The 13,752-nt window shown below is 69.6% G+C and carries 12 protein-coding genes; 4 read left to right on the top strand and 8 right to left on the bottom strand.

Features of this window, described 5'->3' with window-relative positions:
* Positions 1 to 63: 63 nt before the first annotated feature.
* Positions 64 to 951, bottom strand: a complete 888-nt coding sequence (locus ACGFJ2_RS11680; RefSeq protein ID WP_393467231.1) for a DNA-3-methyladenine glycosylase family protein — start codon at positions 949 to 951, stop codon at positions 64 to 66.
* A gap of 174 nt (positions 952 to 1,125) precedes the next feature.
* On the opposite strand from ACGFJ2_RS11680, the gene ACGFJ2_RS11675 reads away from it, so the two are divergent.
* A complete protein-coding gene (locus ACGFJ2_RS11675; protein ID WP_393467228.1) occupies positions 1,126 to 1,383 on the top strand; it encodes an antitoxin in 258 nt (85 codons plus the stop codon).
* Between the two features lie 63 nt (positions 1,384 to 1,446).
* Here the strand turns inward: ACGFJ2_RS11675 and ACGFJ2_RS11670 are convergent, their stop codons facing one another.
* Positions 1,447 to 3,615, bottom strand: a complete 2,169-nt coding sequence (locus tag ACGFJ2_RS11670) for a helicase-associated domain-containing protein (RefSeq protein ID WP_393467225.1) — start codon at positions 3,613 to 3,615, stop codon at positions 1,447 to 1,449.
* A 113-nt stretch (positions 3,616 to 3,728) separates the two neighbouring features.
* Between ACGFJ2_RS11670 and ACGFJ2_RS11665 the strand changes: the two genes are divergently transcribed.
* Entirely contained in the window at positions 3,729 to 4,964 is a 1,236-nt protein-coding gene (locus ACGFJ2_RS11665) for a PP2C family protein-serine/threonine phosphatase (RefSeq protein WP_357953679.1), read from the top strand.
* Between the two features lie 45 nt (positions 4,965 to 5,009).
* Positions 5,010 to 6,494: a cobyric acid synthase gene (locus tag ACGFJ2_RS11660; RefSeq protein WP_393468503.1), complete on the top strand. Its 1,485-nt coding sequence runs from the start codon at positions 5,010 to 5,012 to the stop codon at positions 6,492 to 6,494.
* Here the strand turns inward: ACGFJ2_RS11660 and ACGFJ2_RS11655 are convergent.
* Both ACGFJ2_RS11655 and ACGFJ2_RS11650 read right to left on the bottom strand, forming a co-directional pair.
* A complete protein-coding gene (locus ACGFJ2_RS11655; RefSeq protein WP_393467222.1) occupies positions 6,481 to 7,491 on the bottom strand; it encodes a 1-acyl-sn-glycerol-3-phosphate acyltransferase in 1,011 nt (336 codons plus the stop codon). The two genes, ACGFJ2_RS11660 and ACGFJ2_RS11655, sit on opposite strands and share 14 nt — an antisense overlap.
* Before the next feature lie 29 nt (positions 7,492 to 7,520).
* Complete coding sequence (locus ACGFJ2_RS11650; protein WP_393467219.1) at positions 7,521 to 8,333, bottom strand: patatin-like phospholipase family protein; 813 nt, start codon at positions 8,331 to 8,333, stop codon at positions 7,521 to 7,523.
* Between the two features lie 444 nt (positions 8,334 to 8,777).
* On the opposite strand from ACGFJ2_RS11650, the gene ACGFJ2_RS11645 reads away from it, so the two are divergent.
* On the top strand, positions 8,778 to 9,032 hold the full coding sequence (locus ACGFJ2_RS11645) for a GntR family transcriptional regulator (RefSeq protein WP_393467216.1): 255 nt from the start codon (positions 8,778 to 8,780) through the stop codon (positions 9,030 to 9,032).
* A gap of 307 nt (positions 9,033 to 9,339) precedes the next feature.
* Here ACGFJ2_RS11645 and ACGFJ2_RS11640 read toward each other — a convergent pair whose 3' ends face one another.
* From ACGFJ2_RS11640 to ACGFJ2_RS11625, 4 genes are all read right to left on the bottom strand, one after another.
* Positions 9,340 to 9,819 carry a hypothetical protein gene (locus ACGFJ2_RS11640; RefSeq protein WP_393467213.1) on the bottom strand — a complete coding sequence of 160 codons (480 nt, stop codon included), beginning with the start codon at positions 9,817 to 9,819 and terminating at the stop codon, positions 9,340 to 9,342.
* A gap of 56 nt (positions 9,820 to 9,875) precedes the next feature.
* Positions 9,876 to 11,360 (bottom strand): DNRLRE domain-containing protein, encoded by a 1,485-nt coding sequence (locus tag ACGFJ2_RS11635; protein ID WP_393467210.1) that lies wholly within the window; start codon positions 11,358 to 11,360, stop codon positions 9,876 to 9,878.
* 706 nt (positions 11,361 to 12,066) lie between these two features.
* A complete protein-coding gene (locus ACGFJ2_RS11630; RefSeq protein ID WP_393467207.1) occupies positions 12,067 to 12,678 on the bottom strand; it encodes a LysE family translocator in 612 nt (203 codons plus the stop codon).
* Between the two features lie 75 nt (positions 12,679 to 12,753).
* Positions 12,754 to 13,701 carry a quinone oxidoreductase family protein gene (locus ACGFJ2_RS11625; RefSeq protein WP_393467204.1) on the bottom strand — a complete coding sequence of 316 codons (948 nt, stop codon included), beginning with the start codon at positions 13,699 to 13,701 and terminating at the stop codon, positions 12,754 to 12,756.
* Between the last annotated feature and the right edge of the window lie 51 nt (positions 13,702 to 13,752).

Raw genomic sequence — 13,752 nt, 5'->3', positions numbered from 1 at the left:
GACCCTCGGACTGCCCCGGATTCCGCGCTTCAGACCTTCACCCGAGCAGACCAGGGACGGTGCTCAATCCCGATCGTCCATGACGCCGTAGGTGGAGGCCCGGAACAGGAAGGAGGCCCAGGAGCGGTAGGGCCGCCACGCCTCGGCCAGTTTCCGGTACGCGGCCGGCGGCGCGTCCTCCGGCAGGCCGTACGCCTCACGCAGGATCGCGAACAGGCGCGGCTCGTCGCCCGGGAACGCGTCCGGCGCGCCCGCGCCGCGAATGAGGATGAGACCGGCGGAGAACGGCCCCACGCCGGGCAGGGCCCGCAGCTCGGACAGCGCCTCCTCCGGGGCGAGCGCGCGCAGGTGCTCGGTGGTGAGCAGGCCGTCGAGCGCCGCGCGGGCCAGCCCGCGCACCCACTCCTCCTTCTGCGCGGGCAGGCCCAGGCCGCCGGCCTCCAGCAGCGTCACGGGCGGGGGAAATGCCGGGTACACCTGTCCGTCCAGGGTGACCTTCGCGCCGTACCGCTCCGCGATGCGCTGCTTGAGGCGGGCGGCGATGAGCATCGACGAGCGCTGTACGATCACCGCCCAGCACGCCGCCTCCCACGGGCTCCAGAAGCACACCGGCCGCAGGCCGGGCCGGGCCCGCTGGAGGTCGCCGAGCACCGGGTCGGCCTCCCCGAGCCGGGCGAAACCGGCGCCGTCCACGTCGAGGGACAGGATCCGTGCCACCTCGCCACGGATGCCCGGCCCCGCGGGCCGCGTCGTGGCGACGGCGACCCCGCCCGGCGCGCCCGTCACGGTCACGCCGATGGGCAGCCAGTCGGACTCCGCGCAGTAGGCGAAGCGCAGCGCCCGCCCGTCGGAGGGCAGCGCGCTGGTGGCCGGCCAGTCCTCGACGAAGCGCAGCGAGGCACCGAAGTCGAACGGGCCCTCGGCGGTGAGCGTGAATCCGTGCGTGGTCATGCGCCGTATCGTAGGAGCCCGAGCGGGCCGGCCGGGACTCAACGTCGGTCCCGGCCATCGTGCTCGCCGGCATCATGCCCTATGTCCTGAGAGGTCTCATATCGCGGACATCGGTGTGACCTCGCGCCGCCTCTGGGTAGGGGCCGACTGTAAGGCATGAGGAGGGGAACACTTATGAGCCGCATCGGAGCATGGCTGAAGAAGGCCGAGGACCTGGCCAGAGGGCACTCCAAGCAGGCTGACCAGATAATGGATCGCGCCGAGCGCTTCGCCAAGGAGCGGACCGGCCACAAGTACGACGACCAGGTCGAAAAGGGCGCGGACACGGTCCGGCGCCGTTACGGAGGAGGCGAACCGCAGCCCGGTCAGCCGCCGACGCAGCCAGGTCAGCCACCGACACAGCCCGGTCAGCCGCAGCAGCCACCGGAGTAGCCCGGACTGACGACGACTTGCCGAAGCGCGAGCGGCCGGCGCGGCGTCCGCCGCTAGCGGGTCCTAACGGCGACGCCTACGTGGATCAGGGGCGCGCCGGGTGGCGGGCTGTTCCACCAGCGTGGCGCCCGTCTCGGCCTCCACGGCCGGGGCGTAGCCCGCCGCTCGAAGGGCGGTCACCGTCTCCCGTTCCGGGCTGGCGCTGATCAGCACGGTCGGGGCGATCAACCGCAGGCCGAGCGCGCGCAGCGGCTTGGCGTGGACGAGCTCGGCCAGCAGCGCCTCGTCGTCGGAGCGGATGCAGCAGCCGGATCGCACCACCCGCATCCGCCCATGCGTCCGTCCCACGTCCTTGATCAGATATTCCAGCGGCTGCGGCAGCTCGCCCTCCGCCACGGCCCGGAGCTGGTCGAGCAGGGCGTCCGGCTGGTGGCCGGAGTCGAGGGCGTGGCGTACCGAGGCGTGGCTGATGCGCCACACCACCGCGTGGCCTTCCGACTCGCGCACGCCGACCGCGTTGAGCAGGGCGGCCAGTTTCGCCTCAGGGGCGCCGCTCACCACGGCGGTCAGGTCGGTCTGGAAGCGGGCCGTGGTCCGGGGCGCGGGCAGCATGTCGGTCAGGACCGGGGCGAGCGCGGCGTCCGCGCTCTTCCATGCCTCGCCGGTACGGAGCAGGTCGAGCACGGTGTGGCCGAGCCGGGTCAAGGCGCCCTGGCCGATGACGCCGAGGAGCGCGGCCTCGCGGAGCGTGGACTCGATGCGCTGGGCACCGGCCGCCCCCTGCGGTATCCGTGCGGGGCGGTGCCAGGTCGCCGCGGGCACCAGGTACGGCAGCGCGTCGGCCGCGCGCAGCGAAGGGGCGGCACCCAGGGCCTCCAGCAGCGCGTAACGCAGGCTGACGGCGTCCGGGTCGTCCAGGCCGACCAGGGCGACGGGCGTCTGGTCGGGGTCGGGCCACCAGAGCGGGATGTCGCGGCACACGGTCCAGGCGGCGATGATCGGCACCAGCCGCTGGGCGGGAGTGCGCGACAGCCAGCGGTCATAGGCCGTGGTGGGCAGGACGACCTGGGTGGGCGGCGGCACCTTGGCGCGGCGGTTCGCGGGCGGCTCGGCAGGCTCGGCCAGGAGGCCCAGCAGGCCGGCGCGGAAGCAGAGCTCCAGCAGGAAGCGGACGGTCTCCGGGTCGGCGATGTCCTTGGCCAGGCGTTTGGTGTCGCGCACCGCGACCCCGCCGGATTTGCGGAGGGTGAGCGGCTGTTCGGCGCAGCCGGCGAGCAACCGTTCGAGCTGCCAGGTGAGCGTGCCCAACGCCGCCGCGGCCGCGGGCTCGATGCCCTCGGCCCGTTCCAGGTCGTGCGGCTCGGGAGGGTAGGGGGTGAACGTCGCCCGCAGCTCGCCCCGGACCGCGATAGCGACCTCGGCCGGCAGTTCGGCTATGTGGGGCACGCCCGCTGGGAGCAGCAGCCCGCGCGCCGCCAGCCAGTCCGCGCCGGCGTGTCCCGAACCGCCGGCGAAGACGTACTTGTTGCTGCCGTACGACCCTGCCTGGTGGAAACAGTGGGCCTCGACCATGGGCCCCTCGTACGTGAGCCGCTCCAGCAGCTCCGTCGCCGAGGCGGGCGCCTTGTCCAGCAGAGCGCGCAGGCGTACCGGATCCGTCAGGTACGCCACGACGTCGCGTTCGGCGGCTTCCCGGCTCGGCGCCTTGTCCAGCCCCAGCGCGGTGGCCAGGCGATGGACCTCGGGCGCGTTGAAATAGCGGGCGACGAGGTAGGCGACGGAGCGGCCCAGCCCCATGCCGTCCGCCAGGTTCCGGTGGACGTAGGGCGCCACCGAGCACTGCTCGCCATGGGGCGGCTGGAGCAGGGCCTGGTCGGCCAGCCGTGCCAGGGCGGCGTCCGCCTCCGCCCGCAGGTCCTGGTCCTGTCCCGCCAGGAGGGTCAGCAGCTCGGCCCGGGGAACCGGGCGTGGGTCGGGGGTGCGCCAGTAGTCGTCGGGGAAGGGGCCGTAGCGCTGGGCGGCCAGCCAGGCGATCGCGCGCAGGACCTGAAGCTCCGGGAGCGTGCAGAAGCCCACCAGCCGGGAGACCACAAGATCCTGGTTGAGCAGATGGGCGTAGTCCTCCAGCGACGGCTCGCGACCGCGAACGCGTAGCGCGCCGCGATCGGCCACGAGCGCCAACTGCTCGGGAGCGCGCGTGGAGAGCCAGTCCATGAGGGCGTCGCGGGGCATGCCTGGCAGCGTAGTACGCGGCGGCCGCCAACTCTTCCTCCTCGCGGAGAACCAGCAGGTCTAGGGGCTCTCATCGGGGTATGAAGCCTCAGGGAGACGTAGGAGGCGCGCCCATGCGAGGTGAGGGAGAGGCCATGCTGGGCGCCCTGCTGGACGCGAGTCACCTGGCCACGATCGAGGACCTGCCGGCCCTGCTCGCTCTGCACGCCGAGCCGGCCGGGTTCTCCCACGCCACGATCTACGTGGTCGACCTGCAGCAGCAGTATCTCGTCCCGCTGCCCGGCCAGCGCGACGCGGCGGGGGAGTCGCTGCAGGCGATCCGCATCGACTCCACCCTCGCCGGGCGGGCCTATCGCAATGTGGAGATCGTTCAGGCCAAGCACGCCGTCGAAGGAGAGCCGGAGCCGCCGCCCGACGAGGACCGGCGGCGGCTGTGGGTGCCGCTGCTCGACGGCACCGAACGGATCGGCATGCTGGCGGTGACCGTCTCCGCCCACGATGAGGCCGCCGACCTGCTGGTGAAGCAGCTGGCGGGCCTGGTCTCCCTGATGGTGATCAGCAAGCGCTCCATCAGCGACACCTACGCCTCGCTGGTGCGCGCGGAGTCGATGACCCTGTCGGCCGAGGTGCTGTGGAACCTGATGCCCAACAGCAGCTTCGCCAACGACAAGGTGGTGGTCAGCGCCGCCCTGGAGCCCGCCTACGACGTGGGCGGCGACGCGTTCGACTTCGCCATCGCCGGAGACACGCTGCATCTGTCGATCTTCGACGCCATGGGGCACGACATCTCCGCGGGGCTGACCGCGACGATCGCCGTCGGCGCCTGCCGCAACAACCGGCGACGGGGGACCGGCCTGCTGGCGGCGAGCGAGGCCATCGACGAGGCGATAGCCGACCAGTTCGACATGACCCGCTTCGCCACGGGCATCCTCGCCGACCTGAACCTCAAGACCGGCGAGCTGACCTGGGTCAACCGCGGGCACTATCCGCCGCTGGTGATCCGGCGGGGCCGCCGGGTCGCCATCCTGGAGACGGTGCCGTCGCCGCCGATGGGCTTCCGGCTGGGCCTGTCCGCCGGTCTGGAGCACTACCAGCTCGAACCCGGCGACCGCCTGCTCTTCTACACCGACGGCATCGTCGAGGCGCAGAGCCCGGAGGGGGAGATGTTCGGGCTTGAGCGGTTCACCGACTTCGTCGTGCGCCGCGAAGCCGACGGGGTCTCGGCGCCGGAGACGCTGCGCCGGCTGATCCAGTCGATCCTCGCGCACCAGCACGGCCGGCTCCAGGACGACGCCACGGTGCTGAGCGTGGAGTGGCGCGGCGAGAAGGAGCATCGGCTGACGATGTGAGCACCGGCTGACGATGTGAGCACCCGCCCTACGATGTGAGCCATGATGAGCGGAGCGCTGTTGGTCGCGGGCACCACGTCGGACGCGGGCAAGAGCGTCGTCACCGCCGGGATCTGCCGCTGGCTGGCCCGTAAGGGTGTCCGCGTGGCGCCGTTCAAGGCCCAGAACATGTCACTGAACTCGTACGTCACCGCCGACGGCGCCGAGATCGGCCGGGCCCAGGCCGCGCAGGCGCGGGCCGCGGGACTCGAACCCGTCGCCGACATGAACCCGATCCTGCTCAAGCCGGGCAGCGACCGCCGCAGCCAGGTGGTCCTCATGGGGCAGCCGGTGGCCGACGTCGACGCGATGGAGTACGGCCGGCTCAAGGACCTGCTCCGCGAGAGCGCGCTGGCCTCGCTCGACCGGCTGCGAAGCTCGTACGACGTGGTCATCTGCGAGGGCGCCGGCAGCCCCGCGGAGATCAACCTGCGCCGGGGCGACATCGCCAACATGGGCCTGGCCAGGGCGGCGAACCTGCCCGTGATCGTGGTGGGCGACATCGACCGCGGCGGCGTCTTCGCCGCCTTCTACGGCACGGTCGGCCTGCTGGACGCCGCCGACCAAGCCCTCATTTCCGGATTTGTCGTGAACAAGTTCCGAGGCGCTGTCGAGCTGCTCGAACCCGGCCTGGACCAGCTCAGAGACCTCACCGGCCGCCGCGTCTACGGTGTGCTGCCCTGGCTGGACGGGCTCTGGATGGACGTCGAGGACTCCCTGGCCCTCGGCAGCCGCTCGATCGCCCCGCAGCGGCCCCACGGCGACCAGACGCTCCGCGTGGCGGTGGTCAAGCTGCCGCGGATCTCCAACTTCACCGACCTCGACGCCCTGGCCGCCGAGCCCGGGGTGCTCGTCCGCTTCGTGACCGACCCGGCGGAGCTCGACGACGCCGACCTGGTGGTCCTGCCCGGCTCGCGCGCGACGGTCGACGATCTGGCCTGGCTCCGCGACACGGGACTGGCCGCCGCCGTCCAGCGGCGTACCGGGCCCGTTCTCGGCATCTGCGGCGGTTACCAGATGCTCGCCCGTGAGATCCACGACGACGTCGAGTCGGGCGCCGGCCGGGTCGACGGCCTGGGCCTGCTTCCGGTCCGGGTGCGGTTCGCCGCGGGCAAGACGCTCGGCCGCCCGGCCGGTCACGCGTACGGGCATCCGGTGAGCGCGTACGAGATCCACCACGGCGTCGCGACCGTCGAAGGCGGCGAGCCGTTCCTCGACGGCTGCCGCGTGGCCGACGTGTGGGGCACCACCTGGCACGGCGCGCTGGAGAACGACGGCTTCCGCCGCGCCTTCCTCACCGAGGTGGCCGAGCGGGCCGGGCGCGCCTTCGTCCCGGCGCCGGACACCGACTTCGCCCTGCTGCGGGAGAGCCGCCTGGACGCGCTCGGGGACCTGGTCGAGCAGCATCTCGACACGGACGCCCTGCTCGACCTCATCGAGAACGGCCCGCCCGCCGTCCCGCCGCTGCCGCCGGGGGCTAGTGCAGGGTGAGCCGCTGGGCGCTGATCCAGTCGTCGATGAGCTCCCACTGGTCGTACAGCCAGCGGATCCGCGCCTCGCGCGCCACGGGGATCCGCGAGGCGGGCACCCGCCACCACTTCGCGGTGATGTGCGCGCTGACGGGCAACTTGCGCCACACGTCGCCCACCGTGATGAGGTCGTCCAGGCCGGTGTGCGCGACGAAGATGACGTCGGCCGCCGGGCAGGACTCGATGGCAGCGATGGCGCCGCCGGGGCGGGGCGGCAGCAGGTGGTCCATGCCGCGGGCCCGCGACGCCTCCTCTTTCAGCCCTTTCTCCTCCAGTCGCCGGATCGCCAGCCGGCGGCGGCGCGGGGTGAAGTTGCCGCCCTCAGGGAAGATCACCAACGCGTCGTCCTCGTCCATGGGCGCCGACAGTCGCCTGATCTCGTCGATGATGCCGCTCTCGGCGGTACGGCGGGGCACGAAGGCGTTCGGCAGCCGGTTGATCACCACGTCCAGCGACGGGTCGATCTGCAGCGCCGCCTTCATCACGATCCGGGGCCGCCGGCCGTACAGGGAGAGGAGATGGTAGATCAGCAGGAAGGAGTCGCCGGGACCCGCGTGCCGGGCCAGGACGATCACCGGGCGGGTCAGACGGGCGGCCCGCTCCTCTTCGGTGAGCGGCGGTTCGTGGATGTCGACGGTGAGCCGGAAGATCCGTACGGCGGCGCCGTACACCTTGGTCAGGAACCACCGGATCAGCGCGTAGTGCCGCTCCTGATCCCGGTCGCGGCCGAACGCCCCCGCCACCCAGAGCCCGAGGCAGGCGATGAGCACCGCCGACTCCAGCGTCAGCCAGGCCACCCCGAACCAGACGAAGCGCAGCCCGCGGCGCTGCGGCGGCGGCAGCCGCAGTGAGGCGGCGAACGTCACCCCGACCCACACCGGCAACGTGATGAGCACGACCACGGTCACCACGATGACCAGGGGGGCGAGGATGAGCCGTCGCAGGATGCGTGGGGGCAACAACGTCGGCCTCCAGGATGTTCAGGTCTTCATCGTCCTCCTGTCCGCAGGTATCGGGAAGATGCGTGATAGGCGCGTTCGATGTAGTGAGAGATCTGGGACAGGTCGCGGTAGCGCAGGTTCGACAGCGGCCGCGTCACTCCGGCGGGCAGCACGTGCACCTCGACGTCGGGCGGCAGCGTGGCCATCTCCTCGGCGAACCGGTGCCGGCGCGCGATCTCGAACGCCACCATGCCCACCTCCCAGGGCCGCCGCGGCACGGTGAGCGGGCGCTCGATCCGTCCGACGTGCAGGACGTAGACGCGCTTGGCCCCCAGTTGCACGGCCCGGCCGACGGGGATGCTGTGCACCAGGCCGCCGTCGAAGAAGTGCTCGCCGCCGATGGACACGGGCGGCAGCAGCCCGGGCACCGCGCACGAGGCCAGGACGGCGTCGACCAGCGGCCCCTGGTCGAACCAGTGGGCGGTGGCCCGCTCCACCGAGGCCGCCACGCACTGGAACGGCACCACCAGGTCCTCGATCTCTGAAACCGGCAGCATCTCGCTCAACAACGCTCGAAGCGGCCCGATCGGGTGCAGATGGGTACCGGTCTTCGCCAAGGTGGACAGCCGGGTCACCCACGAACCGGCGAACGCCGTACGGACCACATCGGACCGCCACAGCGACGACAACCGCTGCACCGCGCGGCCGGGATCGGCGGCCAGCAGCACGCCGTTCAGGGCACCGACGGACGTGCCGACCACGAGGTCGGGCACGATGCCCTCCTCGTCGAGCGCCTGAAGCATGCCCACCTCGTGCGCTCCGAGCACACCGCCACCACCGAGCACGAACGCCGTCTGCACACGAGCACGTTACCGGGAGCAAGCAGGAAGACGACCGGAGGGTTCGGACCGCTCAGGCAGCGTCCCCGCTGATGATCAGCTTCCACACGTCTTCGACGTCACGCGGCCGTCCCCGGCTCGACTCCGTCACGGTGACGTGGCCGCCCTTCCGCTCCGTGCGCCGGATCACCCACTGTCACCCCACGTGTGCAAGACCCGCTTGGCCATGGCCGCGAGTTCGAGCCCCCGGAAGCTTCCCGCCGTGAACGCCTCGCCGGACGCCCGATACCGTCATCGCCCAGCCGGACGTCGCAATCCGGCAAAAGATCGTCTCTCCAGTCGGCCCGCTCTTGATCCATGTCGCCCTCGCCTTGGTCGCCTTGCAGTCAAGGTTAGCTATAGCGCGCTAGGTTCGCTAGGTGTTGCGCTATCGCGTGACAGGTCAGAGGCACCTACCTTGCCAACGTGGCAAAGATCGAAACCGAACCGCCCGCATGGCGTCAGGTCTACGCAGAGATCAGTAAGCGGATCCGCGCCGGCACAATCCCGGTGGGCGCGAAGGTTCCGTCGCTGGTCCAGCTCGGCGCGGAATTCGGCATCGCGTCGGCCACCGGTATGAAGGTCATGAGAGCCCTGCGGGAGAACGGCTTGATTCGCACCGTCCCCGGACGTGGGTCGTTCGTCGCCGATCCCGAGCATTGGGAGCCAGAGAGCGCCTAGCGGTTCCATTTTGACTTGAATAGCCATGGTTGGCCGAATAGGGCGTAGCGCGCCAGGCGATCACGCTTGGTGCGCCTAGCGCGCCACATCGAGACGTCCGCGGGCGGTCCTGAAAGCGCTTCTGAGGCCGCACAGAGGTCTCGCGGATCTCCGACTGCCCGGAACGGCTGTCCGGCATTGCCTGCTGCGGGGCCTCACGGAATGCGTAAGAGATGGCTGACCGGAGGGCAATCCCGAGCATCCGCGCTCTCGGCTGGCCGTCGGGGCGTTGCGATGTGCCAGCAGTTTGACGCGGGCGGGCTCCGGTTCAGAGGGCGGTTGGCCAGAACTGAAGTCTGAACAAATCGGTGTGATAAGCGTGGCGCGGGAAATCTGGTTCCACGTCGTTCTCTAGCGTCCTGCGCCCCACCTGCACGTTCCACACCATGTCTGGCCTACCAAGGTCGAAGACCGTGTGGAGGTCGTCGTCATCCCCGTAGCCGCCGCTCAGCGCGCTGATCTTTCCCGAGGTGATGAGGATCGTCCCCGACCAAGCCTCCGCCGGCAAGTCCGTCGGCGGAGGCCCGGACCAGAGTTCGTAGCGGACATAGACGCTCCCCCTGCCAGACGGCTTCAGGGTGATGCCGTTGGGGCCGGCGTCCAGCCATTCGCCCTGGGCTGGTGGGCCGATCTCCCAGGCGGAGGGCTCGGCTAGGCCGAGTTCGCCGTCAGCGTCGTCCACTGCCACGACGCCGTAGATTTCCTCCAGATCGTGGGGTTCGGTGAACGACCTGATGAGTTCCGTCATTTGCCTGCCTCTTGGTGAGACCAGGCGCCCCGAGGCCGGGGCACCTGGTCAGCGGTTCACGTCACTGGGTTAATGGAACGGCCGGGAAGCTCTTCGCCGTCGTGGAGGTTTTCCTTCGCCCATTGCTTGTCGTCTTCGTACGACGCCTCCGGCAGTGGCTGGTCACCTGGGTATTCGCGGATAACGGTGAGATCCTCGGCCGGCGCGTCGTACTCCACGAACAACACAGGGCCGCGGCCGTCGATCCCGGCCCATTCGCTGCTGAGGTATTCGCGGAAGTTGGATGTGCCGCCGGTGTCGGCGTTGGCCGAGATCTGCAGGCCGTAGTTGGTGGCGCCACCAGCCCAGGCTCGGACGATGTCCTCGATGCTGTAGTACAGCTCCTGTGAGGGCTGCGAGCAGTTGACGTAGGTGCCGCCGGCCTTTCTAATGCGGCCCACGCCACCGCCCTTGACTGCCTGTCCGGTGGTCGTGGTGGACGGCTGTCGGTCCCAGCGCAGGTTGACGGAGCTGGTGGCGTTCAACGCCCAGTCGCTGGTGATGCGCCGGACGACCATCTTGGGTGTTTGCTCATCGCCGCCACAGTGGGTGGTGATGTAGTTCCAGGGCCGTATGTCGGCATTGAGGATTGGCCGGCCATACCAGGGGGCGTTGCTCAGGTCGTATTTCAGGTATGAGCGGTAGATGTAGTACGAGGAACTCTCCCCATCGTAGTTGTACCGGCCGGCGTAGATCGCGTCCATGTACTGCTGGGCGCCGCCCACCGAGAATCGGGAGTCGTTGCTGACGAACGTGTCCGACGGGTACCCGGCGCCGTACCAGGGGGTCGGGTTGGCTAGTAATGTGACCGGATAGGTCGTCGCCGGGTTGGCCAAGAACTCGGCGTCCGGCTTGTATACGAGGTCGGCCCCGTCGAGTGTGGTGTCGACACTGCTGAGCTTGCCAGTGGCGATCGACTCGGTGGCGGTCGCGTCCAGCATCATAGCCGGGGTGATGTCGGCGACCTTCTTGCCGTCGTCGAGCACTTGTGCCAAGCCAGACTTCGTACGATATTTGAGGCCGGCGCCCGGATCGACGGGTACGCGGAAGGTCACGGCCTCGGCGGGCCGCTGTCTTATGACGATCTTCTGCCGGACGCCGACGGCCGTCACCTGCAGCATTAGGTCGATGCCCGCACCGTAGGCATCGGCGTAGGTCGCGCTGTTGCCGGACAGCGTGGGGATGGGCAACTTTGCCGCAGCCACCACCTGCGCGGACCCGTCTGCCGTCTTGACGCGCAGCAGGTTGGTGTCGCCTCCGGCTGACAGTCGCACCTCGTCCTTGATCGCCTTCGGCCTAACGGTGGCGCCGTCGCGGATGAGGGTCGTGTCGATCGCTTGCCAGGTTCCGCTGCCGTTCTTGAAGCGCACAGGAGACTGGTAAACGTAGGTGCCGACCGTCTTGCCGTCCGGATTGGCGATGGTCGTCATGCTCTCGGTGTGCAGGCTGGGGATCTCGACCGGTTTTCCCTGCTTCTTGGCCTCAGCCTTGGCGGCATCCACGAGGCCAGGGGCGGGAGGAGGGGCGGCGGTCGCGGTCTCGGGGAGAGCGACGATGAGGGAGGTAATGAGCAGTACGGCGGAGAGCGAGGCGCGGTGTCGGCTGCTGGGTAATTTTCTCGCCCGGGGGTGAGTGTTTTCACTCAATTCCTTCGAAAGATCGGCGACAGGAACGCCTGATCACCACATGAACTCGGAAGATCGTAAAGCATCTTATCTGTAATCGGTAAGACATCCTCCGTGTTCGGCGATTGGCGATTCTCGTGCCATGCTGGATTTCAAACCTTCTATATTCGGGCGCGCAACGGCAGAGGTCGGGCTCGATGAGCGTGTTGGCGATCCTTGCCTGTGGGGTGCGGAAATGCGGTCGTGATGGCCTGGGTTAAGTAGTTCGAGTATGATGTGGTGTCAGGAATCCTGCTGGCGATGTGAATCGCTCTGCTGCTCCTATGCTGGCAACACGGCGTTCTGAAGGTATTCGGTTGCGCTGTTTTTGCTGGTGAGGTCTTTGGAGACCTCGCGCGGGATGTAAATGGCCTTGTCTTAACTCCCGTGCTCACTGCCTGGACGCTGGATGTGCTTTGAAGGGTTAGCATTCAGAGGCTGCGGGCGATCGGGATGGCGCGAGTCTGGCGCTTATCTTGGGACGATCTTCGGGTGTCTTCGACCGAGGAGAGGTCCGTGCTGCGACGAATTTGCCGCCTTAGATCTAGTTGTCCAACGCCAGACGGATGCCGAAAGCGACGATCACGACGCCTGTCACGCGGTCCAGCAACCGTCTGACGGCCGGGGTACGCAGAGCGCCGCTCATGAGGGCCGCGCAGCCGACCAGCACGCCACTCCACAGGAGGCCCTCGCCCACGTGGACCCCCGCCAGGAGCAGGCCCATGGCCGCGTGCGGGGCGTCCGCCGGGATGAACTGCGGCAGCATCGCCACGTAGAAGGCGCCGACCTTGGGGTTCAGCAGGTTGGTGAGCAGGCCGCGCCGGAAGGCGGTGCCGAAGCCGGTCTCCGGCGTGCCCTCCTGCGCCTTCGTCCTGGTCACGAGCATGCGGATGCCCATCCAGACCAGGTACGCGGCGCCGGCCCAGCGCAGGATGTCGTAGGCCAGATGGGAGGCGGCCAGGAGCGTGGACAGGCCCACCGCGGTCAGCAGGCCCCAGGTGAGGGTGCCCAGCTGGATGCCCAGCACGACGCCCCAGGCCGGCCGCTTGCCGGACAGCAGGGACGTACGCAGGATGAGCGCCGTGTCGAGGCCCGGGGTGATGGTGAGGAGGGCGACCACTGCGGCGAACGACCAGATGGAGGGGGCTATGTCCATGTTCGGGAGCGTAGTTTACGCCGTTCGCGCGGCGGGAGGCGGCTGTGCGTGCACCGCCGCCTCCCGGCAAGGGGCCTAGGGAACCAGGATCAGCTTGCCCGTCGTACGGCGGGCGGCGAGGTCCTCGTGCGCACGGCCCGCCTCGGCCATCGGATACCGGTGCGAGATGTTGATCTTCAGCTCCCCGGCGGCGATCCACCCGAACAGGTCGGAGGCGCGCCACAGCAGCTCCTCCCGCTCGGCGATGTAGTTGACCAGCGTCGGCCTGGTCAGGAAGAGCGAGCCCTCCTTGTTGAGCCGCTGCGGATCGACCGGCGGCACGGGCCCGCTGGCCGCCCCGTACAGCGCCATGAGCCCGCGCGGACGCAGCGCCGCCAGCCCGCCGTCGAACGTGGCCGCCCCGACACCGTCGTAGACCACGTCCACCTGATTGCGCAGCACGTCGACGAAGTCGTCGTAGCGCAGCACCTCGTCGGCCCCGGCCGCGCGGGCCACCTTCTCCTTCTCCTCGCTGGAGACGGTGGTGTGCACGGTCGCGCCCCTGAGCTTGGCGAGCTGGATGAGCAGCTGGCCCATGCCCCCGGCGCCCGCGTGTACGAGGACGCTGTCGCCCGGCTTCACCTCGTACGTGGAGTGCGTGAGGTAGTGGGCCGTCATGCCCTGCAGCATCGCCGCGGCGGCCACCTCGGCCGGCACGCCGGCGGGCACGGGCACCACCCGGTCGGCCGGGACCACGGCCTTCTCGGCGTAACTGCCGAGCACGCTGGCCCAGGCCACGGTGTCGCCGACGGACACGTCCGACACATCGGGGCCTACGGCGGAGACGACACCCGCCCCCTCCGACCCGATCGAGCTGGGCAGATTGAGCGGGTACGCCCCGGACCGGTGGTAGATGTCGATGAAGTTGACGCCGCTGGCCGCGACGTCGACCACGATCTCCCCGTCACCTGGCTCCGGGTCGGGACGCTCTACGTACTCGAGGACCTCTGGGCCGCCCTGGGCGGTGATGACTATGGCACGCATGCCCCTAGTCAACCTCTTGTCCGCACCCTCGATTCCACCTTCCGACAGAAC

It is taken from the genome of Nonomuraea sp. NPDC049028 (assembly GCF_043197735.1).
Taxonomy (GTDB): domain Bacteria; phylum Actinomycetota; class Actinomycetes; order Streptosporangiales; family Streptosporangiaceae; genus Nonomuraea.
This window is presented reverse-complemented; position numbering and strand designations above follow the sequence as displayed.

Excerpts from the sequence above, each read along its gene's own strand:
- ACGFJ2_RS11680 (WP_393467231.1), bottom strand. The coding sequence starts at position 951 with ATGACCACGCACGGATTCACGCTCACCGCCGAGGGCCCGTTCGACTTC.
- ACGFJ2_RS11675 (WP_393467228.1), top strand. The coding sequence starts at position 1,126 with ATGAGCCGCATCGGAGCATGGCTGAAGAAGGCCGAGGACCTGGCCAGA.
- ACGFJ2_RS11670 (WP_393467225.1), bottom strand. The coding sequence starts at position 3,615 with ATGCCCCGCGACGCCCTCATGGACTGGCTCTCCACGCGCGCTCCCGAG.
- ACGFJ2_RS11665 (WP_357953679.1), top strand. The coding sequence starts at position 3,729 with ATGCGAGGTGAGGGAGAGGCCATGCTGGGCGCCCTGCTGGACGCGAGT.
- ACGFJ2_RS11660 (WP_393468503.1), top strand. The coding sequence starts at position 5,010 with ATGAGCGGAGCGCTGTTGGTCGCGGGCACCACGTCGGACGCGGGCAAG.
- ACGFJ2_RS11640 (WP_393467213.1), bottom strand. The coding sequence starts at position 9,819 with ATGACGGAACTCATCAGGTCGTTCACCGAACCCCACGATCTGGAGGAA.
- ACGFJ2_RS11630 (WP_393467207.1), bottom strand. The coding sequence starts at position 12,678 with ATGGACATAGCCCCCTCCATCTGGTCGTTCGCCGCAGTGGTCGCCCTC.
- ACGFJ2_RS11625 (WP_393467204.1), bottom strand. The coding sequence starts at position 13,701 with ATGCGTGCCATAGTCATCACCGCCCAGGGCGGCCCAGAGGTCCTCGAG.